We start from the raw sequence: 26969 nt of genomic DNA, 5'->3' as shown, positions 1-26969 counted from the left end.
GGGTTACAATCCACCTTTGAACGTGTCGCACTGGGCCGGATCGCCACTGTCCAACCCCTTGCGCAGCCAGTTCATGCGCTGTTCGCTGGTGCCATGGGTGAAGCTTTCCGGCACCGGCCGGCGCCCGGCCGACTTTTGCAGCGTATCGTCGCCAATCGACTGCGCCGCCTTCATGCCTTCCTCCAGGTCGCCCCCCTCCATCAGGCCCGTGCGCTTGGCCCAGACCCCGGCATAGCAGTCAGCCTGCAATTCCACCTTTACCTGCAGCGCATTGCCCTGCGCCTCGCCGACGCGGCGCTGCTGCTGGTTCACCTGGCCCAGCGTCCCTTCCAGATCCTGGACATGATGACCGACCTCATGCGCAATCACATAGGCCTGGGCGAAATCGCCCGGCGCGCCGAAACGATCGCGCAATTCGGTGAAGAAATCGGTGTCGAGATAGACCTTCTGGTCGTTCGGGCAGTAAAATGGCCCCATCGCGCTCTGCGCCGCGCCGCAGCCCGACGTGCCGCTCTGCGCATAGAAGGACAGGATCGTCGGCTGATAGGTCTGGCCCGATTCCTGGAAAATCTGCCCCCACACCCGCTCGGTCGATCCCAGCACCTTCAATGACCAATGCTGGATCTCGGTCAGCTTGCTCGCATCCCGGTTGCCCGCCGGCGCGTTCTGGGGCGCTTGCTGGACGCCACCGCCACCGCTCATCAGGCTCAGCGGATTGACGCCCATCACCGCCAGGATGATCAGCACCACGACGATGCCGCCGCAGCCGAAGCGACTGCCGATCAGCGGCAGCAGCAGGCCAAGCCCGCCGCCCATCCCGCCGCCGCCAAAGCCGCCACCGCGCCCGTCCTGCACCTCGAAATTGCTGCTTTCCTGTTCGTCGTCGAGCCGCACCCTGGCCTCCCTCGCTTAGCCTTCCCGTGCCTACTGCATTACCGGCCGGCTGCAAACCATCCGCTGGCGACGCACGTTCCATCGAAAGGATCGACTTTGTTACGAGACATTAAGTTGGAATGACGCATCCAAAGACTATATTGCACTGCGACATGGCCGATACCGAACCCCGTCCGCGCCGCCGCGCCACCACCCCCCTTCCCCTCCCCCGCGAAGTCGCGCTGCTGTTGCAAGGGGGCGGCGCACTCGGCTCCTTCCAGGCCGGCGTCTACCAGCGGCTGGATGAACTGGGCGTCGACGTTAGCTGGGTCGCGGGCATTTCGATCGGCGCGGTCAATGCCGCGATCATCGCCGGCAATCCACCCCACAAGCGGCTCAGCCGCCTGAAGAAATTCTGGCTCACCGTTTCGGGCGGCATGCCCAACATGATCCTGCCCGAAATCGACCATATTCGCGAAGCCGCCCACCTCATGGCCGCTGGCACGGTTGCGACGCTGGGCGTGCCGGGCATGTTCCGTCCACGCCTATGGCCTGCGACGCTGATGCCCGAAGGATCAGCCGGCGCGATCAGCTTCTATGACAGCGCACCGCTCAAGGACACGCTCGACGCCTGCGTCGACTGGGACCTGCTCAATGACGGACCGGTGCGGCTGTCGGTCGGCGCGGTCGATGTCGAAAGCGGCAATTTCGCCTATTGGGATACGCGCGGCCCGGGCGGCAATACCCGCATCGACGCGCGCCACATCATGGCTTCGGGCGCGCTCCCGCCAGGCCTGCCCCCGATCGAGATTGACGGGCGCTGGTATTGGGACGGCGGCATCGTTTCCAACACCCCGCTCGCCCATGTCCTCAACCACCAGACCGACGACATGCTGGTGTTCCAGGTCGACCTGTTCCCGGCCGAAGGGCCGATGCCGCGCCAGATGACCGACGTCTATTCGCGCATGAAGGACATCCAGTATAGCAGCCGCACCCGCCAGGTGACCGACCAGTATCTACGCCTGCGCCGCGAACATGGCGCGATCCAGGCATTGCTCGACAAACTCCCCCCCGAATTGCAGGACGGGCCGGAAGCACAGAAGCTGCGCGACATGCTCGACGGCGGATCGGTCAATATCGTCCACCTCATCTACCGCTCGCGCGCCTGGGAAAGCGGCGCCAAGGATTTTGAATTTTCCCGTGCGACCATGCTCGATCACTGGGCGCAGGGCCGGGATTCGGTGGAAGATGTGATGCACAAGGGTGACCTCATCGCCCGCAACATTCTCGACGGCAAAAGCGCGACCTTCGATCTCGATGCGCCGGATCATCTCAAGGAGAAAATGGCATGAGCAAGTCCCTCGCTGGCAAGACCGCCCTGATCACCGGTTCCACTTCCGGCATCGGCCTGGCCTATGCCAAGGCGCTGGCTGGCGAAGGCGCCAATGTCGTGATCAACGGCTTTGGCGACGCGGACGCGATCGAGAAGGAACGGCTCGGCCTTGAAGCGCTCTCCGGCGGCAAGGCGCTCTACAGCGGGCATGACCTGACCAAGGTCGACCAGATCGAGGCAATGATGCAGGAAGCGGCCAATGCCTTTGGCGGCATCGACATCCTCATCAACAACGCTGGCATGCAGCATGTCGCGCCGGTCGAGGAATTCCCGCTCGATAAATGGGATCTCATCATCGCGCTCAACCTCAACGCCGCCTTCCACACCACGCGGCTTGCCATTCCTTACATGAAGGACAAGAAATGGGGCCGGATCATCCAGACCGCCTCGGCCCACTCGCTGGTCGCCTCGCCCTTCAAGAGCGCCTATGTGACCGCCAAGCATGGCCTCAACGGCTTCACCAAGACGGTCGCGCTGGAAGTCGCCACCTTCGGCATCACCGCCAACTGCATCTCGCCCGGCTATGTCTGGACCCCGCTGGTGGAAAACCAGATTCCCGACACGATGAAGGCGCGGAACATGACCCGCGAGCAGGTGATGAACGACGTGCTGCTCGCCGGCCAGCCGACCAAGCAGTTCGTCACCGCCGAACAGGTCGCCGCCACCGCCCTCTATCTGTGCAGCGACGCCGCAGCCCAGATTACCGGCGCCAATCTCTCGATCGACGGCGGCTGGACCGCGCAATAAGCGCCATCGCCCGGTCGATATGACCGGGCGTGCAATTGACTCCTCTTCCGCCTTGGCCGCGAACTGACGGTCAAAAGGGGAAGAGGATCGCGCCATGGCGCCAGACCAGTGCCGCATCACCGATCAGGTCGCCATCGTCACCGGCGGCGGCGCGGGCCTCGGCCGCGCCATCGCGCTCGCCCTTGCGGAGGCCGGCGCCGACATCGTCATCGCCGACATCATCCCCGAACGCGGCACAGAAGTGGCGGCGCGTATCGCTGAACGCGGCCGCACCTGCCTTCCCATCCCCACCGACATGGCCCAGCCCGACCAGGTCGCCGCGATGGTAGACACCGCCCAGGCCCGCTTCGGCCGGATCGACATCCTGGTCAACAATGTCGGTGGCGTCAGCCGCAAGCCGTTCCTCGACCAGAGCGCCAATAGCTGGCGCCGCCATATCGACCTCAACCTCGTCTCGATGCTCGCCGCCACCTCGGCCGCCGTGCCGCACATCATTGCAGGCGGGCGCGGCGGCGCCATCATCAACGTTTCCAGCATCGAAGGATCGCGCGCTGCGCCGGGTTATGCCGTCTATGCCGCATGCAAGGCGGGGATGAACAACTTCACCCGTAGCATGGCGCTGGAACTAGCCGATCATGGCATCCGCGTGAACGCGATCGCGCCCGATTTCACCACCACGCCAGGCACGCGCGGCAATCCCCCCGGCCCGGTGGATGAAGCGACATGGTTCGCCGTGCCGCCGGCCATGACCGATGCGACCGCCCGCCGCATCCCGCTGCGACGGCCCGGCATCGACAGCGAATGCGGCCAGGCCGCCCTGTTCCTCGCCTCGCCGATGAGCAGCTACATCACCGGGACCATATTGCCGGTCGACGGCGGCAGTTGGGCTTCGTCCGGCTGGGTCCGCAACGCCGCCGGCCAATGGGTGCTGGTCGAACCGCATGGAGTATCCGACGCATGAAGATCAACGTCCCCCTGCCCTTCGACCATGCCGACCTGCCCGACGAGTTCGGCACGATGGAGGCCGTGGCGGAAATCGGCCGCACGGTGGAGCAGGCCGGCTTCCACGCCGGCCTCGTCACCGACCATCCGGTGCCGACCGGTCGCTGGCTCGACGCCGGTGGCCATCATGCCCAGTCGCCCTTCGTCATGCTCGCCCTGCTCGCCGCCCACACCACGACCCTGCGGCTCCAGACCGGCATCCTCGTCCTGCCCTATCGCAATCCCTTCATCGTCGCGCGCGACATCACCACGCTCGATGCCTTCGCCGGCGGCCGGGTGACGCTCAGCGTTGGCGCGGGCTATCTCAAGGGCGAATATCGCGCGCTCGGTGTCGATTTCGAGCAACGCAACGAATTGATGGACGAATATCTGCGCGCCATCCGCGCCGCCACCAGCGGCGAAGAATTCACCTTCGAGGGCAGCGGCTATCAGGCCTTCGGCAACCGCATCATCCCCGGATCGCCGCAAAAGCCCGGCCTGCCCCTCTATGTCGGCGGCAATGCCAAGCGCGCGATCCGCCGCGTGGTCGATCTCGCTGATGGCTGGAACCCCTTCTTCACCGCCGGCGGCGGGGTCAACAGCGCCACCACCCGCACCGCCGCGATGGAGAATGAGGCCGATCTTCAGGCCGGCATCGCCTATATGCGTGACTATGCCGCCCAGGTCGGCCGCACCGACCTGCCCGACGTGATTCTGGGCGGCGTCAACAAGCCGGGCGAGGATTTGTCCAACCAGCAGATCGTCGACCGCATCGGTACCTATGCGCAAATCGGCGTCACCGCCTGCGGTGTCACGGTCAAGGGCAACAGCCGTTCCGAATGGTGCGACAATGCCGCCCGCATCGGCGAAGAGGTGATCGCAAAGCTGGGCTAATCATCGCTCCCACCCCCATCAACGCGCTTGCCCCTCTTTCCGCGCCGCCTGCTCTCGGCTAGCGCATGCGCCACAAAAGAAAGGGGAAGCATCCACATGCGTTTGACGATTTCGCTGGCCGCGCTCGCGCTGGCCATCACGCCCATGGCCGTCCAGGCCCAGGACGAGGGGAAGAAGAAGGACGAGGCGCCGGCCGCCGAAGCTGGCGTGCCCGCCCCCAATGTCTCGGTCACCCATCATAAGGGCGTGTTCGGCGGCAAGGCGATCAGCTACACCGCGACCACCGGCGAAACCTATCTCAAGGACAAGGATGGCAAGCCGCTCGCGGCGATCTACGCCACTTCCTATGTCAAGGATGGCGGCGACAAGAACCGTCCGATCACCTTCCTCTATAATGGCGGCCCCGGCTCGGGCTCGCTCTGGCTCCACATGGGCGCCTTCGGCCCCAAGCGCGTCGTACTTCCCGATGCGCAGGATGACGGCGCCCCGCCCTATCCGCTGGTCGACAATGCCGAATCGCTGCTCGACGTCACCGACCTCGTCTTCATCGATCCGGTCGGCACCGGCTTCTCCCACGCCATCGGCAAGAAGGATCCCAAGGATTATTGGGGCGTGTCGGCCGACGCCAAGTCGATCGCCGACTATATCCGCCTGTGGCTCGGCGAAAATGGCCGCTGGTCCTCGCCCAAGTTCATCGGCGGCGAAAGCTATGGCACCACCCGTTCGGTCGCGCTGATCAACGAACTGGAGGGCAGCTATAACGACGTCGCGGTCAACGGCATCATCCTGATCTCGTCGATCCTCGACTTCGGCGCCTCGGCCGAGGTGCAGGGCAATGAAATGCCCTATATCCTCAACCTGCCCTCGATGGCGACGACCGCCTGGTATCACAAGAAGATGGGCAATCCGCCCGCCACCGTGGCCGAAGCCGCGCAGCAGGCGCGCACCTTCGCGATCGGCCCCTATGCCGCCGCGCTGCTGAAGGGCAACCAGTTATCGGACCAGGAACGCGCCAGCGTCCGCACCGAACTGGCCCGCCTCACCGGCCTGTCGGAGCAATTTGTCGACCATGCCGAACTGCGCATCTCGCCCGGCCGCTTCTACAAGGAGTTGCTGCGCGATCGCGGCGTGAGCATCGGCCGCCTCGACACCCGCTATACCGGCAAGGATTATGATGCGGCAGGCGAGGAGCCGGACAATGATCCCAGCTTCTACGCGATCGACGGCGCCTATACCGCCGCGATGAACAGCTATGCCCGCGATGAGCTGAAGTACAAGACCGAGCGCCAATATGTGACGATCGGCGGGGTCAGCGGCTGGGACTGGAAGCTGCAGGGCCAGCGCGGCCGCGACAGCGAAGTCTATGCCAGCGTCGCCCCTTATCTGAGCAAGGCGCTGCGCGAGAATAGTGGCCTCAAAGTGTTCGTCGGCCAGGGCTGGTATGATTTCGCCACGCCCTTCTTCGGCGCCGAATATGCCATGAGCCGCACTGGCTTCGACGCCTCGCGGATCCAGTATCATTATTATGATGCCGGCCACATGATGTATGTCCGCCCCGACGACCTGCGCAAGCTGAGCGCGGATATCCGGGCGTTCATCAACGCCCGCTGACCACAGTGCCGGCCACGATTGATAACAGTTGATAAATCGCCTAAACTGTCACTCCGAAAGGATATCGGATGATCAGCGCGGATCTGGGCAGGCAACTGGAAGCCTTCGTGGCCGGCCTGGTCGAAACCGGCCGATACAATAGCAAGAGCGAGGTATTGCGTGAAGGCGTGCGCCTGATCCAGGAACGCGAGACGAAGCTCGCCGCGCTGGATGCCTCGATCGGCCGGGGACTGGCCGATGCGGATGCCGGCCGCACCAGCGACGCCGCTTCGGTGTTCGAGCGCCTTGAGGCGAAATACCGCGCCGTTCCATGAAGGTCGAACTGACCGCGGAGGCGGAATGTGACCTGGTGGCGATTGCCGATCATATCGCACGGGATAATCCGCCCCGCGCCCTGACTTTCCTGCGCGAACTGCGCGATAAATGCCTTGACCTCGCCCCCTTCCCCGACGCCTTCCCATTGGTCGAGCGCTATGCCGATCTGGGCATAAGGCGGCGCGTCCATGGCCGCTATCTGATCTTCTACCGGGTCGAAGCTAATCGCGTCATTGTGCTGCATCTCCGCCATGGCGCCAGCGATTATCTCCCCCTGCTCGACCCGGACTAAGTTCCGGGCAAAGCCATAACAATCCCCTTTAACGCCCGTAAAATCCCCTTATGCTCCTGCCCAGCAAGGGAGATTCAATCATATGCGCCACGCGCTCACGGCCTTTCTGGCCGCTGTCAGCTTTTCGTCCATCGCCGCCGCCCAAACACCGGCCGCTACGCCGCCGCCGGTCCAGCCGTCCATGGTCCAGCCTACCCCCACGCCACAGAGCGAACTGCCCGGCCTGATCGCCAAGGACATGGAGGGACTGATGACCCTCTATCGCGACCTGCACGCCAACCCCGAGCTTTCGCTGCAGGAGGTGAACACCGCCGCCAAGCTGGCCAAGCGCCTGAAAGCGATGAAGTTCGACGTGACCGAGAAGGTCGGTGGCACCGGCGTCGTCGCGGTGATGAAGAATGGTTCGGGGCCAGTCCTCCTCATCCGCGCGGACATGGATGGCCTGCCAGTGGTGGAGCAGACCGGCCTCGACTTCGCGTCCAAGGTCCGCACCAAGACGCCCGAGGGGGTCGAGACCGGCGTGATGCACGCCTGTGGCCATGACACCCACATGACCGCCTTCATCGAGACCGCCAAGCTGCTCTCCAGCCAAAAGGACAAGTGGAAGGGCACGCTGGTGATGATCCTCCAGCCGGCCGAGGAAGTGGGCAAGGGCGCGCGCGACATGCTGGAGGACGGGCTCTACACCCGCTTCCCCCGCCCGACCCATGCCATCGCCTTCCACGACGCGGCCAATCTCCAGGCCGGCGTGGTCGGCTATACGCCGGGCTATGCGCTCGCCAATGTCGACAGCGTCGACATCATCGTGAAGGGGCTGGGCGGCCATGGTGCCTATCCGCAGATGACCAAAGACCCGATCGTGCTGGGCGCGCGCATCGTCACCTCACTCCAGACGCTGGTCAGCCGGGAACAGGATCCGCAGGATCCCGCCGTGGTCACCGTCGGCAGCTTTCAGGCGGGCGCCAAGCACAACATCATCCCCGACCAGGCGACCTTGCTGCTGACCGTACGCAGCTATTCGGACGAGACCCGCGCGAAGCTGATCAAGGGGATCGAGCGAATCGCCAAGGGCGAGGCGATTGCCGCCGGTGTGCCTGATGACAAGATGCCGGTGGTCAGCGTGAAGGACGAGTTCACCCCGTCCACCTACAACCCGCCCGAATTTGCCGAGCAGATGGGCACGCTGTTGAAGGCGCATTTCCAGCCCGGCCGCGTGGTGAAGACCCCGGCGGTGATGGGCGGCGAGGATTTCGGCCGCTTCTACCGTGCCGACAAGTCGATCAACAGCTTCATCTTCTGGGTCGGCGGCGTGCCGGCGGACAAGATGGCGGCGGCCGATGCTGGCCAAATCAGCCTGCCCTCGCTCCATAGTCCGTTCTGGGCGCCGGAGGCCGACAAGGTGATCGCCACCGCCAGCGAGGCGATGACCGTCCTCGCCATGGATATCCTCAAGAAGGACTAAGCCTGGTCGCTGACCACGTAGTGGCGCCGATGGATGTCCATCAGCGCCAGCGCGGTCAGCGCCACGCCAAGGCCCAGGATCATGTCGATCAGATAATGGGTGCCCTCCACCGGGGTCGACAGCAGCATCGCGCCATTGAGCACGACGACCGGCCAACGCAGCGCCGCGATCCGCCAGCCCGCCGCGATATAGAGCACCGCCGCCGCCGTATGGAAGCTGGGCGCCGACACGATGCCGCGCAACTGCCCCAGGTCGATGGCATGGACGGCATGCACCCGCAGCGCCGGGATCAGCCCCTGCTGCCACAGTTCGCTTTCAGGCATGTAATGGATCGGCGCATGCCACAGATAGGAGAAGGGGCCGACCGCCGGCATCAGGCTGAACAGCAACAGGGTGAGGACCGCCGCCAGCCAGAAGGTCGCGATGAAGCGCCAGGCCCGTTCCTGCTCGCCCGCCCGTGCCATCCACCAGAGCAGCAGAGCCGGCGTCACATAGATGCTGCGATAGGCGGCTGTTTCCAGGAACTGGAGCCCCTGGTGCGCCGCCGTCAGCCGGTACCAGGCGAGCCAGTCGAACCCCAATGCCAAATCGATCCGCTGCAATGTAGCGTCGGCATAGCCATGGGTCACCGCCGCGACCGGATAGCTGGCTGCGGCCCCCATGACCGAAATCAGCGCAAACAGACCGACATAGGTGGAGAAATGCGCCACTGCCCCGGCATGGCGCCAGCCGCTGCGCGGCAAGCCGAAGCGCAACGCCAGCAGCAGCGCCGCCGCCGCGCCATAGGCGACGCTGCTCGGCTGCCAGAAATCGATGCGCAGGTCCGCCATGTCCAGCAGCAGGGCGAGCAGCACCATGCTCACGCCCAACGCCGCCAGAAAATGCCGCCGGATCGCCAGCGAGCGCGTGACGACCGGCACCGAATGCGCCTGCTGCAGGATGGCAGGCTCGGCCAGAGGCCAGGAGGTTTCGATCGACGGCATGACGCACGGGTCCGGGAAGAAGGGCGGAAATGCCGCCCTTTCACCTCTCCCGCTTAAGCTGCGATGAACCATTGCGTCCCGATGCCGGTCAGGGCTGCAACAGCCAGCCCGCGCCGCCGCCCAACAGGATGATCGCCGGCATACTCCACCGGCCCTTGATCCGCCAGGCACAGAGCGCGCCGAACAGGACGATGAAACCCGCCGCCCAGAGTCGGTCCGCGCGCATCGCCGCTGCCCAGCCAAGCTGCACCAGGGTCGCCGCGATCACCCCGACCACCGCCGCCGCTACCCCGGCCAGCAGATGATGAAACGCCGGATTTTCGACCGACGCCTCCAGCCGTTCGTAGAAGATCAGGGAAAAGGCGAAGGCGGGCAGGAACATGCCCGCCGTGATCGCCAGCGCGCCACCAAGACCACCCACCAAATAACCGGCAAAGGTCGCGAAGATGACCAGCGGCGCGGGCAAGATGCCGGCCAGCGCCACCCCGTCGAGGAACAGCCCGTCCGACAGCCAGCCGCGCCCGACCGTATCGCCGCGCACATAGGGAATGGCGGTATAGGCACCGCCAAAGGTCAGCAGCCCGCCCTTCAGCCCGGCGATGAACAGCAGCAGCATGTCGGGCCGCGCAGCGCCTCTGATCACCGGGGTCGGCGTGACCGTCACCGCCCCTTGGTGCAGCGCCCACGCCAACGCCGCCGCAACGAGCAGCACGATGCCGATCAATATGGGCCGCGCGCGAAAAGCATGGACCAGCCCCGCCGCCAGCAGCGGAATCCAGAAGGGGGTGCCGAGCAGCGTCGCGGCAAAGGCGCCGATCGCCAGCGCCCAGAGCAACCGGTCCTCAAGCACATGGCCGCCGATCCGCTGCACCGCGCGCGCGATGATCGCCAGCACCACCAATTGGATGCCGAACAGCACCGGCAGCGCCCAGGCCGCACCGGCGATCCAGTCGCGATAGAGCCAGGCGGCGACCAGCATCAGCAACAGGCCGGGCAGCATGAAGCCCAGCCCCGCCAGCAGCCCGCCGATCCGGCCGCGCGCCATCATCCCCATATGGACGCATAATTCATGGGCCTCCGGCCCCGGCAATATCTGCATTACCGCCAGCAGCCGGTTGAAGCGCGGCCCTGACAGCCAACGCTCCTCCTCGACCAAGGTCTGCCGCAGCATGGCGATCTGCGCGACCGGCCCGCCAAAGGCAAAACAGCCAAAACGCAGGAATTTCAGGAACAGCGGGAAAAGGCGGATCGGCGGGGGACCATCGTCCAGTGTCGTCATCGTCATCGGCTCCTGCCGCAGGCGCGGCGCATGGAGCGGAACTTGGACGATCATCGCCTGAACGGGCGCCCGCACGGCCCGTTGGCCCTCATCATAGCATCGCGCGCCGCGAAGAAAAGAGGCGGCGCAACAGGATGGGACGGCCTTTCAGCCGCCCCACTCCACACTGGGGATCAGGCGCCGAAGCCGCCGTCGATCGTGTGCATGGCACCGGTGATGATGCCGGCTTCCGGGCCTGCCAGATAGGCCGCCAACCCGGCAATTTCCTCGCCGGTGGCATGGCGCTTGATCGCCATGAAGCCGTGCATGGTGGCGCTCATCGAGCCATCGGCCGGGTTCATGTCGGTGTTGGTCGGGCCGGGCTGGATGATGTTGACGGTGATGCCGCGCGCGCCGAAGTCGCGGGCCAGGCCACGGGCCATGCCCTGCAGCGCCGACTTGGTCAGGGCATAGGCCGCGCCGCCCTCGAACGGCATGCGATCGGCATTGACCGATCCGATGACGATGATGCGGCCGCCATCATTCATCTGCCGCGCCGCTTCGACCGCGGCATGATAGGGCGCACGAACATTGATATCGATCATCCGGTCGACCGCATCGGCGTCCAGCGTCAGCGGATCGCCCAGCACCAGCGTACCGGCATTGACGACCAGCACGTCGAGCGCACCCTCGCCTGCCACCACGTCGATCACCGCCTGGCGATCGGCCGCGTCGGAGCGGATGGCACGGGCGCCGACATCGGCGGCAAGGGCCGTGGCGGCGTCCTGCGACCCGGCATAGGTGAAGGCGACATCGGCGCCGTCACCGGCGAAGCGCCGCACGATCGCGGCACCGATACCCCGGCTGCCGCCGAGGACGAGGATTTTCTTGGCAGTGAAATCGGTCATGGCACAATTCCTTGCTAAATTTGTAATGATCGCTATATAAATAACCAATCGCGCCCGTCAAGGATTTTTGTAATGACCATTAAAGAAAAAGCCAAGAGTCGGGGCCGCCCGCGTTCCTTCGACGAGGATGCCGCCCTTTCTGCGGCCCAAGCGCTGTTTCATCAACATGGCTATGACGGTGTCGGCGTCGCCGCGCTGGCGCAAGCGATGGGGATCAATCCGCCCAGCCTCTATGCCGCTTTCGGTGACAAGGCCGCCCTGTTCGACCGGGTGCTGGCGCGCTATGCCCGCGATGCTTTGCCGGTGGACGATATCCTTGTGACCGGCACGCCGCCGGCCGCCGCGCTTACCGAACTGCTGTGCACCGCCGCCCGCATCTACGCCGCCGATCCGGCCACGCCGGGCTGCATGGTGCTGGAGGCCGCGCGCGGCGCGGACACGACCGCCGCGGCACAGGCCCGCAGCTGGAAGGACAGGAGCGTCGACCGGGTCCGGGACTATCTGGCCCCCGACCATCCCGAGCAGGCGCTGCCGGTCGCCGATTATATGGTGGCGGTCATGTCCGGCCTGTCGTCCGATGCCCGCGACGGCAAGCCGATAGAGCGACTGCTCGCCACCGCCGACATGGCCGGCCTCGCGCTGGAAGCAGCCCTGGCCCAACCCTGACCTATTGCGGCCGATGCCCCTTGCGCCATTTGGTGAACAGATGGCGCGCCAGCATCAGCGGCGGCATGCGCAGCCAGTGGGACCGCACGAAGAAGGCGAAGACCAGAGCCTTGCGCGTTTCCTGCCCCCAGCCGTTGCGCGCCAGCAACCGCGCCCGCACCAGCCGGTCCCACAAGGTCAGCCGCCCGCCCGCGCCATAGATCGCCGCCGTCAGCCGCTGCGCTTGCCGCACATGGGGCGCGATGCCGTGCAGCGCCGCCCGTGCCTCCAGCGCCGCCGGATCGGCATCGGCCAGAAGCGTGTGAATATCCCACAGGTTGCGCAAGCCGCCCTGCAGGTCGCCATCCGCCAGCAGATGCGCGACCGCATGACAGACCCGGTCCTCCGCGCACAGCATGTATAACCCGCCAGTTATCGGAACAGCATCCGCCATCATCGCCGCCGCGTCCGGCGTCGGCCGCGCGGTCAGCGGCAGCACGGTATGATGCACGTCGATCATCCGATCGCGCTCGGTGTGGATCATCGGCGGCAGTTCATGCATCCACTGCCGATAATAGGCGTCGTCATAGGGGTCTTCCTTGACCCATTCCCAGCCGGCCGCGATCAGCGCATCAGCCGCCGCATCGATCCGGTCGCGCGGCACCAATATGTCGAGATCGCCGATGAAACGCCCCTGGCCCGCCGGCAGGCCCGCTGCCGCATAGGCAGTCCCCTTGAGCAGGATCACCGGCAGCCCGATCGGCGCCAGCGCCGCGCGCGCCCGATCGGCCTCCCAGATCGCCTGCCGCGCCTCTCGCGCCGCATCGGCCCGCGCGTCGGCCAGGATCGGCCGCACCGCATCGGGCACGGCCTGCCGCTCCAGCCAGAAGGCCAGCGTGCCGATCAGCCGCTCCGCCCGCGCCATCGCGATCAGGCTGTTCCAGCCGGCCGCATCCAGCCGCGCCACCGTCGCGGGATCGTGCAAGGCCCCGACCAGCAGCGCCGCACTCATGCGATCTCGCTCCACAGCCGATCGACCATGGCGATCGCCGCCTCGCCCGAGGGGAAGTCGATCGCCCGCGCCGGCACCTGCGCGACGAAGCGGGTCAGCGCGGCAAAGGCCGGCTCGCCCAGCGCCACATAATTGGTCGATGCCTGGGTCAGGCGCATGAACACCTCGCCCTGCCCCACCGGCCGTTCCGCCGGCCCGGAACCGAAGCGCGGGAACAGCAGCAGTGCCGGCATCCCGCCCTCGCCCATTCGCGCCACCGCATCGGCGCGCGGCACCATATGGCGGATGTCGCCCTTGGCCGTCGCGCCTAGCAGCGGCCCCATCCGTGCCGCCGGCACCTCGCCCGCGATCACCTCGATCGCCCTGTTCTTGAGCGACACCAGCCGGGGAAAGGGCAGGATCGCCCCGCTATCGAGATCGAGCAGCGCAAACTCGTCACCCATCAGCCGCCAGCCGCGCTCGCCCAGTTGCGCCGCCAGCGTCGATTTGCCCGACCCGGACTCGCCGGTCATCACCAGCACCCGTCCATTCTTCTCGACGCTCGACGCATGAAGCAGCAGATGCCGGCGCCAGCCCAGCGCCATCTGGAGGTTCATCCCCATTTCCGCCGCCAGCAGCCCGTGCGCCAGGCTCATCGGCGCCGCGTCGGCCAGGCCATGATCGCCGGTGATGAAGATGGACGGCCGCACCCAGCGCCGGATCGCGCTGGTCGGCTGCAACCGCACGGTGAAATCGGCGATCGCGCCATCGACGTCGGGATAATCGGCGTAGAGGTGCGCGAGCTGGTCGATCGGCTGCGCCCAGGCAGAACCGATGCGAAAGGTCGCCGGGCCAATGCGCAGGGTCAGGCTGTGCCTCATGCCGGGCGCACCAGCCCGATCCGGTCGAGATAGGCGAGATGCTGGCCGATCTCGCCCACCACATCGCCCTCGCCCAGATCATAGAGCTGTGCCAGCCGATCGCGCAGCATAGTTGCGCTCGCCGGCAGGCCGTCCACCATGGCGTCCAATATCTCGGGCACCGGGCTGATCACCATATGGGTCTGGCCCGACGGACGATGATAGAGCAGGACGATATCGTCGAGGGCGCGGGCGATGATCACCCCTGCTCCTTCGCGACGATATAGCTGCTCTGCGCTCACGCTTCCGCCCCCCTGCTGACTGCCCTGCCGTCCTAACGGCAAGGCGTAGCCAAGTGCCTAACGCATCAGGGAAAGGCGTGCCAGGCGCCGGTCACCGGATATTCGCGTGCGCCCACCGTCATCAGCGCCCGCACATAGGTATCGAGCGCCCGATCGAGACCATGTTCATGCACCGCCTGTGCCAGCAGCGCGGGCGGCGCTGGATGCGCCAACGCCCATTCGATGGCGCGCGCAAAGGCATCGACATGGCCGACCGGCACTGGCGGATGCTGACCCGCGGCCGCCAGCAACGGATGGATATTGCGCGTACAGTCGGTCGCGACGACGCCCGCGCCACAGCCCAGTGCCTCGATCATCGTGCCAGCCAACCCTTCCCAACAGGACGGCTGCAACAGCAGATCCGCCTCCGCCAGCAGGTCGGCCATGCGCACGGGACAATCGACAAAGCCCAGGAAATCGACCCGATCGGCGATACCGAGTGCAGCACATTGCCGCTCCAGCGCCATGCGCAGCGGCCCTTGCCCGACGATTCGCAACCGCCAGTCGCGATGGCGCAGTTGTGCCAGCGCCTTCAACGCCGTCGCCTGATCCTTTTGCGGAGCAAGGCGCCCGACCATCACCAATTCGGCACGGTCCGCACGGCACGCGGGCGCCCTTGCGCTGCATGCCTTCTCCATTGCACGGGTCACCGTCGGTCGGGGCATCAACCGCACGTTGCGCCCCGACAGAGGTCCTTGCTGCGCCAACAACTGCCGGTCGGCCTCGCCCATGACAATCGTCATGCTGCATACCCGCGCGATGGCGCGAAAGCGGAGCCGGCGAATCCAGGCAGACAGTCCCTGCTGCCCCGGCCGCACGATCGGATTGGAAATCCGCCCGACGGCGAGGCTCTGCGTTCCCAGCGCAGCGGCAGCAACCAGCATGTTGCTCTGGTTGCCGGCCGAATAGATGACATCGGGCCGATATTGTCGCACCATGGCAGCAAAGGCGGGAAACTGCGCAATCATAGACAGACGTCGGACCCAACGCGGGGCGAGCACGCGCCGCACGGTCAATGCCGGATCGATCGCCCCGGCCAGCGGCCCTTCCAGATGCGCCATCCACAATTCGACCCGCTGGCCGCTACGGTGAAGGTGATTGGCAAGCTGTATGGCAACCCGGTCCAACCCACCGTCACCGGGCTGGTAGAGATAGACGACCGTAAAAGGAGAATTCGCCGCCACCTGGCGTGCCTGATACATATTGTCGCCCTTGCTTCCGACGGAAATGTCGGAACTTCGACGACGTCAACGCGAAGGAACCGTAAAAGTTCTCTCCGCTCAGCGCGGCATCTGCAGCGAGGCGTAGCATGTGAAGCCGCTCGTACCCGACTGGAGGCGGCGAATATAGTTCAGATAGGCTTGGTTCTGCTCATAGGTCGTCCCCGGCAGCGGCCGACCACGCAGCGCCTGCTTTACCTGCTCGCCGGTATAGCTGCGCCCCGTAGCGGGAAAGGCACCGGGCGTGCCGGCCGGCACCATCTGCCCATTGGGCGCGATATAATTGCCCGACCGCGAGGGATCAGGAACGGGTATGGTGCAATTCAGCACCGAGGCGGCCGTATTCGCCAGTGCAGGCCGGATCGAAACGATCGCCGATGCCGCGACTGCGCCACCCATCAACAGTTGGCGTCGTGAAGACACCGCCGAAGCGGGCGTCGCCGACTGATCGGTTGCCGCATGGGCCTCCGCGCTGTCCTGTTCAGGGATGGGCTCGCTCATGTCACAATGATCCGCTATCGCGCTTGCCAAAGCGTAAATATTGGGCGCTATTGATCGAAGCCATCGCAGCAAATGCGCGAAGAATCCAGCGCGGTAACCATGAATCGACTGACAATTTCGCAAATCACCGCGTCCCTCGCCACGCTGCTGCTCGGCACTGGCGGGGCCTTGATATTGGGCGGCTCGCCGATCACCATCGCCCTGCCCGTACTGGCAGGCTTGATCGTACTCGTCATCACGGCGGAAGGGGCCGCAACACGGACCGATAGCCCACGGGTCACTCTCGATGCCCCCGATCTGTTTGTCCATCCCGATTTTCCCAGCCTTCTCGAGGCGATTTCCGATCCGCTGATGCTGGTGGAGCGCGGCCGGATCGTGCGCGCGAACCAGGCGGCCAAGCGGTTGCTGGGCACCCATATCGAAGGGGATGATGCCCGCATCGCCATTCGACACCCGGCCGCCGCAGAACGATTGGCCAGCATAGCCCCTTTGGCCGAACCGGTGATGATCGAACTGGTGGGCCTGGGCACCCGCGAGCAGCGCTGGCAGATGCGCATCGCGTCGGTCGGCGCGGTCGGTGACATGCGCCGCCTGGTTCATCTGGTCGATCATAGCGGCACCTATGCCGCCGAACGGATGCGCGTCGATTTCGTCGCCAATGCCAGCCATGAACTGCGCACGCCGCTGGCCGGCATATTGGGCTTCATCGAGACCCTGGCCGATCCGGAAATGGGCAAGGATGTCGAGACCCGCCAGCGCTTCCTGAAAATCATGGATGGCGAGGCCCGACGGATGCAACGGCTGGTCGATGATCTGATCTCGCTGTCGCGAATCGAGGCGGAGAAATATCGCCTGCCCGACGCGATCGTCGATTTGTCCGAACTAACGGCGGAAGTCGTCGGCGTATTTCGTTCCAGTCATGGCGATCGGGGACGCGAAGTGGGAATGGAAATTGTCCCGGACCTGCCACCCGTTCAGGGCGACCGCGCGCAATTATCACAACTATTACACAATCTGATCGGCAATTCCGTCAAATATGGCCGTCCCGGCACGCCGATCCACGTCATCCTGGCCGATGGGCCTAGCGGGATGATACGCCTGTCCGTCGCGGACGAGGGCGAAGGCATTGGCCCTGACCATCTGCCGCGCCTGACCGAACGTTTCTACCGTGTCGATTCGGGCCGCAGTCGAGCGATGGGCGGGACCGGCCTGGGCCTTGCTATCGTCAAACATATTGTCGAGCGGCATCGCGGCCGGTTGGATATTGCCTCGGTTCTCGGCAAGGGGACAAATGTCAGCATTCTCCTGCCTCGAGCGCCCAGTGAAGAGGCGGCGACCAAGACTTTGGCTTGAAAAAATCGCCGCCAAAGCCCTTCATCGCCCCTCTTGTCATGAAAATGCAATCTGACTGTCACAAAGGCGCGATGGTCCGCGGCTAGGCGCCTTCCTCAAGGGGGCGCGACATTGCGAATCGCGGCCTGTTAGTTGGAGGTTCCCGTGAAGCAATTCGCCCTTTTTGCCGCGACCGCTGTGGCCGCTCTTTCGCTTGCCGGCTGCGGTGACCAGTCGGGTGGCGGCGCTGGCGCAACCCGTGACCAGATCCGCGCGGTCGGTTCCTCCACCGTCTATCCCTTCGCCACCGCAGTTGCCGAACTGTTCGTTCAGGGCAATCCCGGCATGAAGTCGCCGATCATCGAATCGACCGGCACCGGCGGCGGCATGAAGCTGTTCTGCGCCGGCGTCGGCGCCCAGCATCCCGACATTGCCGATGCCTCGCGCCGCATGAAGAAGGCCGAGTTCGAGCAGTGCGCCGCCAATGGCGTCAAGGACATCATCGAGATCCAGGTCGGTGTCGACGGCCTGGCCTTCGCCGAATCCAAGCAAGGCCCCGGCCTCAAGCTAACCCCCAAGATCGTCTATGAGGCGCTGGCCGCCAATCCCTATGGCAAGGGTCCGAACAAGGCCCAGACCTGGAAGGATGTCGACCCCAGCCTGCCCGCGATCGCCATCTCGGTGTTCGGCCCGCCCTCGACCAGCGGCACGCGCGACTCGCTCGCCGAACTGATCCTGACCAAGGGTTGCGAAACCGACCCGGCGATGGAAGAACTCAAGAAGAAGAGCGAGGACGAGTTCAAGGCCACCTGCACCCGCATCCGCGAGGACGGCAAATATGTGGACTCGGGCGAGAATGACAATCTGATCGTCCAGAAGCTCGGCGCCAACCCGAACGCCGTCGGCGTCTTCGGCTACAGCTTCCTGGAAGAGAATAAGGACACGCTCAAGGACGTGCCGATCAACGGCATCGAAGCCAGCTACGAGACCGTCTCGACCGGCCAATATCCCGGCGCCCGCCCGCTCTACATCTATGTGAAGAAGGCACATATGCAGGCGATCCGTGGCCTGCAGGGCTTCCTCGACACCTTCGCCGCCAACTGGAACCCCGACGGCGCGCTGACCAAGCGCGGCATGGTCGCGGCGCCGGAGGACGTGCGCAAGAAGAGCGCGGAAGTCGTCAAGTCGCTCAGCGTCCTCGACGGTTCGCAGCTGAAGTAAGGGCATCATGACCGGTCCTGCAATCCTCCTGCTGCTGGCGGGCCTGGGCGCGATCGCCTGGGTCAGCGCCCGCGCCCGTGCGCTGCGCCTTGCCGGCGTGGCGCGCGCCAGCGGTCGCCGCGACGCGGTACACAGCCTGCCCGGCTATCATGGCTGGTATGTCGCGCTGTGGACCCTGATCCCGGCCGGCATCTTCCTGGCGGTCTGGGCCAATGTCTCGCCCGGCCTCGTCACCCAGTCGGTGCTGGCCGATCCGGCGGCGCAGAGCCTGCCGATGGACGGCTTCTCGCGCTCCGCCATCCTGGGCGAGGCACGGGCGATCGCCACCGGCGCGCAGGCCGGCGCCTTCAATCCGGCGGCCAATGCGCTGGTCGAACCCTATCGCAGCGCGCTCAGCCATTATGGCATTGCCGGCGCGGTGCTGGCGCTGGTGCTCGCCTTTGCCGGCGGCGCCTATGCCTTCACCCGCGTCCGCCCCGACTTCCGCGCCCGCACCCGGGTCGAGCGGCTGGTCATGGCGACCCTGCTGATCGCCTCGCTGCTGGCGATCATTACCACGCTCGGCATCGTCGCCTCGCTCTTGTGGGAAAGCTTCCGCTTCTTCTCGATGGTGAACCCGATCGACTTCCTGTTCGGCACCAAATGGAGCCCGCAGTCGGCCGCCATGGGCTATGGCAATGAGGATGCGTTCGGCGCGGTACCGCTCTTCTGGGGCACGATCTTCATCGGCGCGATCATCGCCATGATCGTCGCCATCCCGCTCGGCCTGATGAGCGCCATCTATCTCACCCAATATGCCAGCCCCACGGTGCGCAAATGGATGAAGCCGACGCTGGAGATGCTCGCAGGCGTGCCCACGGTCGTCTATGGCTATTTTGCCGCGCTCACCATTGCGCCGGCCCTGCGCGACTTTGCGGTGATGATCGGCATCCATGGCGCCTCTTCGGAAAGCGCGCTGGCTGCCGGTCTCGTCATGGGCGTGATGATCATTCCGTTCGTCTCCTCCATGGCCGATGACAGCATCGCCGCCGTGCCGCAGTCGATGCGCGACGGCAGCCTGGCGATGGGCGCCACCACGAGCGAGACGATCAGCCGCGTGCTGATCCCGGCCGCGCTGCCCGGCGTCGTCGGCGGCGTGCTGCTCGCCGTCAGCCGCGCCATCGGCGAGACGATGATTGTGGTGATGGCCGCCGGTCTGGCTGCCAACCTCACCCTCAACCCCTTTGCCAGCGTGACCACGGTGACGACCCAGATCGTCCAGTTGCTGACCGGTGACCAGGAGTTTGACAGCGCCAAGACGCTCGCCGCCTTCGCTCTCGGCCTGGTCCTGTTCATCGTCACCCTGCTGCTCAACATCGTGGCCCTGCGGGTCGTGAAGAAATATCGCGAGGCTTACGAATAATGAGCGCCGAACGCCTCCCCACCGACTGGAAGTCGGATGCCATGCGCAAGCGGATCGCCCGGCGCTATGCCGCCGAGCGTCGCTTCAAGCTGGCGGGCCTGCTCGCCGTCGCCCTCAGCGCCGCCTTCCTCGCCTTCCTGCTCTTCACCATGGTCGGCAACGGTATCCGCGGCTTCACCCGCACGGAAATCGCGCTGAAGGTCGATTTCCCGGCCTCGCCGCTGCTGCTCGATCCGGCCAACATCACCGACGAGGCGCTGGCCAACGCCAATCTGCCGATGGTAACCAGCGCCGTCGCGCAGAAGGTCTTGGGCAAGGATGCCGACGCGATGATCTCGCCCAGCGCCTGGATTGCCATCCGCGACGCGATCAAGGCCGATCCCAATATCCTGAGCCGTACCGAGACGATCGACATCCCCGCCGCAACCGCGATCGACCTTGCCGCCAAGAGCAAGGGAGCGCCCGAGGCCGAGGCGCAAGTCGCGCGCCTGCGTCAGGCCGGCCTGCTCGCCACCGGCCTCAACTGGGGTTTCTTGACCGCCAGCGACGGCACCGATCCGACCCAGGTCGGCATCTGGGGGGCGTTCAAGGGCTCGCTGCTGACGATGCTGGTGACCCTGCTGCTCAGCTTCCCGATCGGCGTCGCCACGGCGCTCTATCTGGAGGAATATGCCCGCAAGAGCTGGTGGACCGACATCATCGAGGTGTCGATCAACAATCTCGCGGCGGTACCCTCGATCATCTTCGGCCTGCTCGGCCTGTCGATCTTCCTCAACCTTCTCAACCTGCCACGCTCGGCCGCACTGGTCGGCGGCATGACCCTGGCGCTGATGACCATGCCGGTCATCGTCATTGCCGGCCGCAACGCGATCAAGTCGGTGCCGCCCAGCATCCGCGACGCCGCGCTCGGCATCGGCGCCTCGCCGGTCCAGGTCGTGTTCCAGCATGTGCTGCCGCTGGCCCTGCCCGGCATCCTCACTGGCACGATTATCGGCATGGCGCGTGCGCTCGGCGAAACGGCACCGCTGCTGATGATCGGCATGCGCGCCTTCATCGCCACGCCGCCCGGCGGCGTGACCGATCCGGCGACCGTGCTGCCGGTGCAGATCTTCCTCTGGTCGGATGAAGTCTCCAAGGGCTTCGTCGAAAAGACCTCGGCCGCGATCATCGTCCTGCTGGCCTTCCTGCTCGCGATGAACGGCCTCGCCATCTACCTGCGCAACAAGTTTGAAAAACGGTGGTAATCACACCCATGACCGAAGAACAGCAAAGCCTGGCGATAGCCAATCCGAAGATGACGGCGCGTGACGTCAAGGTCTTCTATGGCGAGAAACAGGCGATCAAGGGCGTCTCGATCGACGTCGACATGGACCATGTCACCGCCTTCATCGGCCCGTCGGGCTGCGGCAAGTCGACCTTCCTGCGGACCTTGAACCGCATGAACGACACCGTCGCCTCGGCCCGGGTCGAAGGGCAGATCACGCTCGATGGCGAGGATATCTACGCCCCGACCATGGACGTGGTGCAACTGCGCGCGCGGGTCGGCATGGTGTTCCAGAAGCCCAACCCCTTCCCCAAGTCGATCTACGAGAATATCGCCTATGGCCCCCGCATCCACGGCCTCGCCGCGGGCAAGGCGGACATGGACGTGATCGTCGAAAAGTCGCTGCGGCGCGCCGGCCTGTGGGACGAGGTCAAGGATCGCCTCAATGACAGCGGCACCGCTTTGTCGGGTGGTCAGCAACAGCGTCTGTGCATCGGTCGCGCCATCGCGGTCGAACCCGAAGTCATCCTGATGGACGAGCCCTGCTCGGCGCTCGACCCGATCGCCACCGCCAAGATCGAGGAACTGATCCACGAACTGCGCGGTCGCTATGGCATCGTCATCGTGACCCACAACATGCAGCAGGCCGCGCGCGTGTCGCAGCGCACCGCCTTCTTCCACCTGGGCGAACTGGTCGAATATGGCGTGACGAGCGACATCTTCACCAACCCGCGCCAGGAGCGGACCAAGGATTATATCACCGGTCGCTACGGCTGATCGGGGGGAGAAGAAACATGGCTGAACATACGATCAAGGCATTTGACGAGGAAATCGACCGGCTGCGCGGCCTGATCGCCGAAATGGGCGGGCGCGCGGAAGCGGCGATCGAGAATGCGATGCTGGCGCTGCAGCGCCAGGATACGGCGCTGGCGGCCGAAGTGGTTGCCGACGACAAGCGCATCGATGCCCTCGAAGCGGAAGTCGAAAAGCTGGTGGTGCAGATCATCGCCCTGCGTGCGCCCATGGCCAACGACCTGCGCGATGTGATCGCTGCGCTCAAGATCGTCAGTGTGGTCGAGCGGATCGGTGACTATGCCAAGAATATCGCCAAGCGCGTGCCGCTGATCGCCGCCAACCAGCACAAGCTGGAGCCGGTATCACTGCTGCCCTCGATGGGCCAGGTCGCGGGCGAGATGGTGCATGACGTGCTAAACGCCTTCGCCGCGCGCGACGCTGAACTCGCGCTGGCGGTGGTCGAGCGCGATCAGGTCGTCGACGATTTCTATGACAGCGTGTTCCGCACGCTGGTGACCTATATGGTCGAAAATCCCAAGACCATCAGCGAATGCGCGCATCTGCTGTTCATCGCCAAGAATATCGAACGCATCGGCGACCATGCGACCAATGTCGCGGAAATGGTCTATTATGCCGCCACGGGCCAGACCCTGCCCGAACGCGAACGCGGCGGCACCCAGCAGCAGACGGAGAACTGAGCATGGCCCGGGCGAAGATGCTGCTGGTGGAGGATGACGCGGCGCTGGCCGAGCTGCTCATCTGGCATTTCAAGCGTGAGGATTTCGAGGTCGCCCATACCGTCGATGGCGAGGAAGCGCTGCTGATGGCGCAGGAAAGCACGCCCGACATCGTGCTGCTCGACTGGATGGTCGAAAGCCTGTCCGGGATCGAGGTCTGCCGCCGCCTGCGCCGCATGAACGGCACCGCCAATGTGCCGATCATCATGCTGACCGCGCGCGGCGAGGAAGAGGATCGCGTGCGTGGCCTCGAAACCGGCGCTGACGACTATGTCACCAAGCCCTTCTCCCCGCGCGAGTTGGTCGCCCGTGTCGGCGCGGTGCTGCGTCGCGTGCGCCCGGCGCTGGCCGGCGAGACGCTGACCTTTGCCGATGTCGAGATGGATACGGTTGGCCACAAGGTGCGCCGCGGCGGCCAGGTCATTCCGCTCGGCCCCACCGAGTTCCGCCTGCTCAAGCATTTTCTGGAACATCCCGGCTGGGTCTTCTCGCGCGAGCGCCTGCTCGACAGCGTCTGGGGCCAGGACAGCGACATCGAACTGCGCACCGTGGACGTCCATATCCGTCGCCTGCGCAAGGCGATCAATGTCGATGGCCGCCATGACATCATCCGCACCGTCCGCTCGGCCGGCTATGCGCTCGACACGGACGGCCTAGCCTGAAAATGGTGGATCAGCGGGGCAGTATCTGGCGAGGCTGCTCCGCTCCACCGCGGAGCCGCTGATAGACCGGGCCGATCAACGGCGCCCGTTCCAGCATCGCGCGCCGAATGGCGCCTTCCAGGCCCGGCAGATGCGCACCGAAGGCCCGCCCCTCCGGTGAACGCCGCAGCTGCTTGAGTATGCTGACCTTGGTCTTTCCCTCGCGCATCCGGCGCAGGTAGAATGCCAGCCCCGCCTCGTCGGCAGGCCGTCCCAGCAGGGTGATATACGCCCAGCGAACGAATATATCGCCATCCACCGCAGTAATTGCCTGCAGCGATTGCGCCGGATGAAAGACTTCTTTTGCCACGAAGCCCATAGTTCGACTCGGCATAGTCCCGCTCCTAAAAACGGAAGTCTATGCCGATGACGAAACGACTCAAGCGGCCTTGCGCGCCTTGTTCAGCTTCTTGAGCAACATGTCGCGCTTCAGGCGCGACAGGTGGTCGATGAACAGCACACCCTCCAGATGGTCGATCTCATGCTGGAGACAGGTCGCCAACAGGCCTTCCAACTGCTCTTCGTGGATACGGCCGTCCCGATCCATCCAGCTGGCACGGATCGCCGCCGGGCGCTCCACCTCGGCAAACTGGTCGGGCACCGACAGACAGCCTTCATTATAGACCGACAGCTCCTCCGAGCCCTTGAGGATTTCGGGGTTGATGAACACCATCGGTTTCTTGACCGGCGGCGCATCTTCCTCCTCCGATTCCGGCTCCTGCAGATCCATCACCAGCACGCGCTTGGGCACGCCCACCTGGATCGCGGCCAAGCCGATGCCCGGCGCGTCATACATGGTGTCGAACATGTCGTCGATCAGACGCTGCAGATCGTCGTCGATCGCCTCCACGGGAGTCGAGATGGTACGCAGGCGCGGATCGGGCGCCTCAAGGATCGGAAGAATGGCCATGGTGGAAACATAGGCGGAACGGGGAAAAATTTCAAGCGAGACGGGCGGTCGCCCACGCACCGCTTGCCGCCCTGCACGGCGGGGTCTAGGCGAAGGGGCGTGACCGAGGAAAATGCACAGCAGCGCCGCTATAAATCCTTCGAGGATACCCACCAGATGCTGATCGAGCTGGCGGTCGGGCTGATCGCCGATCGCGGCATCGACGCGCTGTCCCTCTCCGCGCTCGCCCGCGCCGCCGGGGTCAACCGCACCACCATCTATTATCATTTCACCGATCGTGACGCCCTGGTCGCGGCGGTAAAGCTCTGGTCCTCGCAGCAGATCGTCGCCGCCTTCCGCCCGGAACTGCCGCGCCAGGCGCGTATCGACTATGTCACCCGCTTCGTGCTCGAAAACCCGGCCATCATGTCGCTGTGGATCGAGGATTTCATCGCGCCCGGCGACATCCGTGCCAGCTATCCGCATTGGGATGCGCTGGTATCGGGCATCGGCACCAGCCTGAGCGTCGCCTTCCCCGACGAAGTTATCGACGCTGAAGTCTATTGCGTGATGCTGCTCACCAGCGCGCTGATCGGCCCGCGCGTCTTTCGCCACCGTGTCGCGCCCGATCTCGGCACCGAAGCCACCATCGCCCGCTTCCGCCAGGAACAGCAGCGCGTGCTGCGCCGGGATGGTATAGCCGACGATTGATACAATTTACAACAATACTGTTGCAAATTAAAAGGAGCGCGCTCATGCTGTTGAAAAGACAGACAGCGGAGAGCGATGATGCACGGCGAACGGTCCGGCTTTCAAGGCATGAGCGACGACAGTCTGGCCTGGCTCGGCACCGATCCGATTCCGGCCGCCCCCTATCATGATCCACTCTGGTTCGGGCTTGAGCGGGAAGCGGTGTTTCGCCGGTCCTGGCTTCAGATCGGCCATGTCTGCGAACTGCCCGACAGCGGCAGCTTCATCCGCCGCGAAATCGAGGTGCTCGATGCGTCGCTGCTGATCGTGCGCGGCCGCGATGGTGAGATCCGCGCCTTCCACAATGTCTGCACCCATCGCGGCACCCAGTTGGTGGCAGAGGAGAGCGGCAAGCGCAGCAACTTTTCTTGCCCCTATCATCGCTGGTCCTTCGGAACCGACGGCGCACTGCTCGCCGCCCCCGATTTCGATCGCTTCTTCGTCGACAAGGCCGACTGCGCCTTGCCCCGCGTCGCGCTCGACATCTGCGGCGGCCTGATCTTCGTCCATCTCGGCACGCCGGAGAAAAGCCTGCGCGACGATCTTGGTCCTTATGCGACGATGCTCGATGGCTTCCCCGCAGCCCAGGCCACCACCTTTTCCGAATATGTCTATGATATCGACGCTAACTGGAAGCTGACCTACGATAATTTCCAGGAAAATTATCACCTCCGCTTCATTCATCCCCGGTCCGGCGCACCGGCCGTGGGGGAGGACAATCCTTTCGGCTATCCGGCGAAGATGGGCTTTCACGGCCCCCATCGCACCCAGACGATCTGGACCAATCCCGATCCCGCGCCCAAACCGGTGCAGGCGCAATCCTTCGGCCGTGCCGCCCGCTTCGCCATGGCCGATGGCACCGCCGGCCTGCACAGCCGCGACTATCTGGCGCTCTTCCCCAATTTCTTCATCCTGGGCTCGCCGGCCCAGCCCTTCTCCCACACCGTCTGGCCGATCGACGCCCATCGCTCGCGCGGGGTGATCCGCCTCTACTGGAAGGGGGAGGATGACTGCGCCAGCCGCCGCTATGCCCGCGAATATGCGATGGCCAGCGCGCGCGACATCCATGCCGAGGATCGCGACGTGATCGAGGCGGGCCAGCGCGGCCTCAACAGCGGCGCGCTCAAGCATATCCATTTCCAGGCGCAGGAAGCGCTCTGCCGCCACCTCTTCAATATCGTCTACGAACGGGTCAGCGCCTATCGTGCGGAGCTGGCCGCAATCACTCCCCCAGCCCTCGCCCTGGCGGAGGCGCAGGCATGAGCACCCTGCTTCCGGCCGGTTTCGCCGCGCTCACCCCCTTTACCGATTGCTGGGCAATCAGCGGCTCGATCGCCCGCGCCGCCCGGCGCGGCGATGCGCACCCGACCGACCGCGCAGCCTTCTTCGCCGCCGCCGCGCCGCTACTCGACGCCGCCCTCACCCATCTCGACACCTGCCCGATCAATGCCCTGTCGCCGGCCGACCAGCGACTGATGGACATGATGCTGACCCTCGCCCATGTCTCGCTGACCGAAGAGATATTGGGCGACCAGGAACCCGCCCATTACCGCCAGCGCCGGGCCATGCACATCACCCGAACCCCGGCCGGTGCCTGATCAGG

The 26969-nt window shown here is 65.1% G+C and carries 30 protein-coding genes; 19 read left to right on the top strand and 11 right to left on the bottom strand.

Going from position 1 to position 26969, the window contains the following annotated elements; translation table 11 throughout:
• Positions 1–3: 3 nt before the first annotated feature.
• Positions 4–894: a neutral zinc metallopeptidase gene (locus PMI04_RS06410; RefSeq protein ID WP_007709714.1), complete on the bottom strand. Its 891-nt coding sequence runs from the start codon at positions 892–894 to the stop codon at positions 4–6.
• Positions 895–1046: 152 nt separating this feature from the next.
• Here PMI04_RS06410 and PMI04_RS06405 point away from each other — a divergent pair, with 152 nt between their 5' ends.
• The 8 genes from PMI04_RS06405 to PMI04_RS06370 all read left to right on the top strand — a co-directional run bounded on the left by PMI04_RS06405 (position 1047) and on the right by PMI04_RS06370 (position 8568).
• The gene (locus PMI04_RS06405; RefSeq protein ID WP_007709712.1) at positions 1047–2225 is read left to right on the top strand and encodes a DUF3734 domain-containing protein; all 1179 of its coding nucleotides are present in this window, start codon (positions 1047–1049) and stop codon (positions 2223–2225) included.
• Positions 2222–3013: a 3-hydroxybutyrate dehydrogenase gene (locus tag PMI04_RS06400; protein WP_007709711.1), complete on the top strand. Its 792-nt coding sequence runs from the start codon at positions 2222–2224 to the stop codon at positions 3011–3013. Before PMI04_RS06405 ends, PMI04_RS06400 begins: the two co-directional genes overlap by 4 nt.
• A 94-nt stretch (positions 3014–3107) precedes the next feature.
• Positions 3108–3974: a glucose 1-dehydrogenase gene (locus PMI04_RS06395; protein ID WP_007709709.1), complete on the top strand. Its 867-nt coding sequence runs from the start codon at positions 3108–3110 to the stop codon at positions 3972–3974.
• Positions 3971–4888 (top strand): LLM class F420-dependent oxidoreductase, encoded by a 918-nt coding sequence (locus PMI04_RS06390; protein WP_007709707.1) that lies wholly within the window; start codon positions 3971–3973, stop codon positions 4886–4888. Before PMI04_RS06395 ends, PMI04_RS06390 begins: the two co-directional genes overlap by 4 nt.
• A 96-nt stretch (positions 4889–4984) precedes the next feature.
• Complete coding sequence (locus tag PMI04_RS06385) at positions 4985–6499, top strand: peptidase S10 (RefSeq protein WP_007709704.1); 1515 nt, start codon at positions 4985–4987, stop codon at positions 6497–6499.
• A gap of 68 nt (positions 6500–6567) precedes the next feature.
• A complete protein-coding gene (locus PMI04_RS06380; RefSeq protein WP_007709702.1) occupies positions 6568–6813 on the top strand; it encodes a type II toxin-antitoxin system ParD family antitoxin in 246 nt (81 codons plus the stop codon).
• A complete protein-coding gene (locus PMI04_RS06375) occupies positions 6810–7106 on the top strand; it encodes a type II toxin-antitoxin system RelE/ParE family toxin (protein WP_007709700.1) in 297 nt (98 codons plus the stop codon). Before PMI04_RS06380 ends, PMI04_RS06375 begins: the two co-directional genes overlap by 4 nt.
• An 82-nt stretch (positions 7107–7188) precedes the next feature.
• Positions 7189–8568, top strand: coding sequence for an amidohydrolase (locus PMI04_RS06370; RefSeq protein WP_007709697.1), 1380 nt, complete (start codon positions 7189–7191; stop codon positions 8566–8568).
• On the opposite strand, the gene PMI04_RS06365 is transcribed toward PMI04_RS06370, so the two are convergent.
• From PMI04_RS06365 to bdcA, 3 genes are all read right to left on the bottom strand, one after another.
• Positions 8565–9551 carry a phosphatase PAP2 family protein gene (locus PMI04_RS06365; RefSeq protein ID WP_007709695.1) on the bottom strand — a complete coding sequence of 329 codons (987 nt, stop codon included), beginning with the start codon at positions 9549–9551 and terminating at the stop codon, positions 8565–8567. The two genes, PMI04_RS06370 and PMI04_RS06365, sit on opposite strands and share 4 nt — an antisense overlap.
• Positions 9552–9639: 88 nt before the next feature.
• The gene (gene chrA, locus PMI04_RS06360) at positions 9640–10830 is read right to left on the bottom strand and encodes a chromate efflux transporter (protein WP_007709693.1); all 1191 of its coding nucleotides are present in this window, start codon (positions 10828–10830) and stop codon (positions 9640–9642) included.
• A 173-nt stretch (positions 10831–11003) separates the two neighbouring features.
• Positions 11004–11717 carry an SDR family oxidoreductase gene (bdcA, locus tag PMI04_RS06355; RefSeq protein ID WP_007709691.1) on the bottom strand — a complete coding sequence of 238 codons (714 nt, stop codon included), beginning with the start codon at positions 11715–11717 and terminating at the stop codon, positions 11004–11006.
• A 72-nt stretch (positions 11718–11789) separates the two neighbouring features.
• On the opposite strand from bdcA, the gene PMI04_RS06350 reads away from it, so the two are divergent.
• Positions 11790–12383, top strand: coding sequence for a TetR/AcrR family transcriptional regulator (locus tag PMI04_RS06350; RefSeq protein WP_007709689.1), 594 nt, complete (start codon positions 11790–11792; stop codon positions 12381–12383).
• Position 12384: 1 nt separating this feature from the next.
• Here the strand turns inward: PMI04_RS06350 and PMI04_RS06345 are convergent, their stop codons facing one another.
• The 5 genes from PMI04_RS06345 to PMI04_RS06325 form a co-directional block, all read right to left on the bottom strand.
• The gene (locus PMI04_RS06345; protein ID WP_007709687.1) at positions 12385–13374 is read right to left on the bottom strand and encodes a nucleotidyltransferase family protein; all 990 of its coding nucleotides are present in this window, start codon (positions 13372–13374) and stop codon (positions 12385–12387) included.
• Positions 13371–14234 carry an HprK-related kinase A gene (locus PMI04_RS06340; protein ID WP_007709686.1) on the bottom strand — a complete coding sequence of 288 codons (864 nt, stop codon included), beginning with the start codon at positions 14232–14234 and terminating at the stop codon, positions 13371–13373. Before PMI04_RS06340 ends, PMI04_RS06345 begins: the two co-directional genes overlap by 4 nt.
• Positions 14231–14476, bottom strand: a complete 246-nt coding sequence (locus PMI04_RS06335) for an HPr-rel-A system PqqD family peptide chaperone (RefSeq protein WP_007709683.1) — start codon at positions 14474–14476, stop codon at positions 14231–14233. The genes PMI04_RS06340 and PMI04_RS06335 overlap by 4 nt, the downstream gene beginning before the upstream one ends.
• Positions 14477–14580: 104 nt before the next feature.
• Positions 14581–15756 carry a glycosyltransferase gene (locus PMI04_RS06330; protein WP_007709681.1) on the bottom strand — a complete coding sequence of 392 codons (1176 nt, stop codon included), beginning with the start codon at positions 15754–15756 and terminating at the stop codon, positions 14581–14583.
• A 78-nt stretch (positions 15757–15834) separates the two neighbouring features.
• Complete coding sequence (locus tag PMI04_RS06325) at positions 15835–16275, bottom strand: hypothetical protein (RefSeq protein WP_007709673.1); 441 nt, start codon at positions 16273–16275, stop codon at positions 15835–15837.
• Positions 16276–16374: 99 nt separating this feature from the next.
• Between PMI04_RS06325 and PMI04_RS06320 the strand changes: the two genes are divergently transcribed.
• The 7 genes from PMI04_RS06320 to phoB all read left to right on the top strand — a co-directional run bounded on the left by PMI04_RS06320 (position 16375) and on the right by phoB (position 23688).
• Positions 16375–17628, top strand: a complete 1254-nt coding sequence (locus PMI04_RS06320) for an ATP-binding protein (RefSeq protein WP_037486430.1) — start codon at positions 16375–16377, stop codon at positions 17626–17628.
• Between the two features lie 144 nt (positions 17629–17772).
• Complete coding sequence (locus PMI04_RS06315) at positions 17773–18828, top strand: substrate-binding domain-containing protein (protein WP_007709669.1); 1056 nt, start codon at positions 17773–17775, stop codon at positions 18826–18828.
• A gap of 7 nt (positions 18829–18835) precedes the next feature.
• Positions 18836–20230: a phosphate ABC transporter permease subunit PstC gene (gene pstC, locus PMI04_RS06310; protein WP_007709667.1), complete on the top strand. Its 1395-nt coding sequence runs from the start codon at positions 18836–18838 to the stop codon at positions 20228–20230.
• Positions 20230–21474 (top strand): phosphate ABC transporter permease PstA, encoded by a 1245-nt coding sequence (pstA, locus tag PMI04_RS06305; protein ID WP_007709665.1) that lies wholly within the window; start codon positions 20230–20232, stop codon positions 21472–21474. The genes pstC and pstA overlap by 1 nt, the downstream gene beginning before the upstream one ends.
• Before the next feature lie 8 nt (positions 21475–21482).
• Entirely contained in the window at positions 21483–22271 is a 789-nt protein-coding gene (pstB, locus tag PMI04_RS06300; protein ID WP_007709664.1) for a phosphate ABC transporter ATP-binding protein PstB, read from the top strand.
• Between the two features lie 17 nt (positions 22272–22288).
• Positions 22289–22987, top strand: coding sequence for a phosphate signaling complex protein PhoU (phoU, locus tag PMI04_RS06295; protein ID WP_007709662.1), 699 nt, complete (start codon positions 22289–22291; stop codon positions 22985–22987).
• Positions 22988–22989: 2 nt separating this feature from the next.
• Positions 22990–23688 carry a phosphate regulon transcriptional regulator PhoB gene (gene phoB, locus PMI04_RS06290; RefSeq protein ID WP_007709660.1) on the top strand — a complete coding sequence of 233 codons (699 nt, stop codon included), beginning with the start codon at positions 22990–22992 and terminating at the stop codon, positions 23686–23688.
• 10 nt (positions 23689–23698) lie between these two features.
• On the opposite strand, the gene PMI04_RS06285 is transcribed toward phoB, so the two are convergent.
• Together PMI04_RS06285 and def are read right to left on the bottom strand one after the other, a co-directional pair.
• Entirely contained in the window at positions 23699–24061 is a 363-nt protein-coding gene (locus tag PMI04_RS06285) for a DUF4214 domain-containing protein (RefSeq protein WP_007709659.1), read from the bottom strand.
• Between the two features lie 45 nt (positions 24062–24106).
• A complete protein-coding gene (gene def / locus PMI04_RS06280) occupies positions 24107–24637 on the bottom strand; it encodes a peptide deformylase (protein ID WP_007709657.1) in 531 nt (176 codons plus the stop codon).
• 99 nt (positions 24638–24736) lie between these two features.
• Between def and PMI04_RS06275 the strand changes: the two genes are divergently transcribed.
• From PMI04_RS06275 to PMI04_RS06265, 3 genes are all read left to right on the top strand, one after another.
• The gene (locus PMI04_RS06275; RefSeq protein ID WP_007709655.1) at positions 24737–25327 is read left to right on the top strand and encodes a helix-turn-helix domain-containing protein; all 591 of its coding nucleotides are present in this window, start codon (positions 24737–24739) and stop codon (positions 25325–25327) included.
• A 108-nt stretch (positions 25328–25435) separates the two neighbouring features.
• Complete coding sequence (locus PMI04_RS06270) at positions 25436–26629, top strand: aromatic ring-hydroxylating dioxygenase subunit alpha (protein WP_238535915.1); 1194 nt, start codon at positions 25436–25438, stop codon at positions 26627–26629.
• Positions 26626–26964 (top strand): hypothetical protein, encoded by a 339-nt coding sequence (locus PMI04_RS06265; protein ID WP_007709650.1) that lies wholly within the window; start codon positions 26626–26628, stop codon positions 26962–26964. Before PMI04_RS06270 ends, PMI04_RS06265 begins: the two co-directional genes overlap by 4 nt.
• Positions 26965–26969 lie beyond the last annotated feature (5 nt).

The organism is Sphingobium sp. AP49, from assembly GCF_000281715.2.
Classification (GTDB): Bacteria; Pseudomonadota; Alphaproteobacteria; order Sphingomonadales; family Sphingomonadaceae; genus Sphingobium.
This window is presented reverse-complemented; position numbering and strand designations above follow the sequence as displayed.